1 protein-coding gene is annotated in these 1,456 nt (G+C 36.7%); it reads right to left on the bottom strand.

Features of this window, described 5'->3' with window-relative positions; translation table 11 throughout:
* Window positions 1-112 precede the first annotated feature (112 nt).
* Entirely contained in the window at window positions 113-1,438 is a 1,326-nt protein-coding gene (locus KPC_RS19745; protein WP_121976000.1) for a hemolysin family protein, read from the bottom strand.
* Between the last annotated feature and the right edge of the window lie 18 nt (window positions 1,439-1,456).

Below are 1,456 nucleotides of genomic sequence, written 5' to 3'. Positions count from 1 at the left end.
CAAATAACGCGATTGTAAAAATGTAATTTATGAACAAAAAAATCCTCTATTAAAATAGAGGATTTTATGAAAAATATTTTATTTCAAGGGTTTAATTTTTTTGGTTGAGCTATTAATTGTCTTCATTCTCGGTAGGGGCAGTTTGCTCCTCAAGAAGTCGTGTAACAAGCAATTGATCAATTTTAAAGTGATCGACATCAACGACTTCAAATTTATAACCACCAAAAATTACAATATCCGCTGGACGAGGAATTTTTCTAAGTTTATACATCATAAACCCAGCCAAAGTTTCATAATTGTCATCATCAGGCATTTCATCGATTGCAAGCGCATGCTTCATATCCTCAATTGGGGTACTGCCATCAATCAACCACGAATTATTATCACGTTTAATAATTTGTTGATCTTCTTCAATAGGCGTTACCCAGTCACCCATTACCGTGATCATGATGTCAGAGAGCGTGATCACCCCAACGACTAGAGCATATTCATTTATAACGACTGCAAATTTTTCTTTGCTGGACCTGAAACGATCCAAAAGTTCCGATAAGGTCAACGTATCAGGGATAGTCAGTACATTACGGATAGTCGATTCATTTAACTGGTTAATTTTCTGATTATTTAAAATACGAACCAGAATATCTTTGGTATCTACGTAACCAATGACTTCATCAATATTTTCGTTACATACTAAAAATTTGGAATAAGGGTAATCTGCAAGTTTCTGGCGAATACTTTCTTCGGATTCTTTTAAAGTAAAATAAACTACATTTTCACGAGTCGTCATACTGGAAGGGACATTACGTTCTTCAAGTTCAAAGACATTTTCAATAAAATGATGTTCCTGTTTCTGTAATACACCTGCTTGCGCACCAGCATCCATGACAGCAGAAATATCATCGAATGTAATGTTGTCATCACGAATCGTATTGATCTTAAATAGGCGGAACAGCAGGTTGGCAAGAGCATTGATGACCCATGCCAATGGTTTACAGATAACAATAAAAATCTGTATAGGGTTTATGACGGCTACAGCAATTTTTTCAGGTGCGATCATTGCCAAACGTTTTGGCATTAGATCGGCAAATAAAATAAATAATGAAGTAACTAAAGTAAAAGAAAGTGAGAAACTAATCGTTTCAGCCCACGGTCCGGTATAAAAACGAGAAACAAATGTGAAAAAATATGGACGGAATGCCCCTTCACCTAAAATACCACCTAAAATCGCGACAGCATTAAGACCAATTTGAGATGCAGCAAAAAAGTCAGCAGACTGCGCCTGTAAATCAAGAACTTTTTGTGCACGTTCGTCACCTGCCTCGGCGAGGATTTTTAACTTCACTTTACGTGCCCCCGCAAGAGCAATTTCTGTCAAGGATAAAAAACCAGCGGCTGTAATCAGTAGGATCATGATTACAATATTCTGAAAGAGACTCACAAATCACCTGTGTTTGTC

The organism is Acinetobacter stercoris (genome assembly GCF_900323515.1).
Taxonomy (GTDB): Bacteria; Pseudomonadota; Gammaproteobacteria; order Pseudomonadales; family Moraxellaceae; genus Acinetobacter; species Acinetobacter stercoris.
Note: the sequence above shows the minus strand (reverse complement) of the source record. Positions and strands in the feature narration are given on the sequence as shown.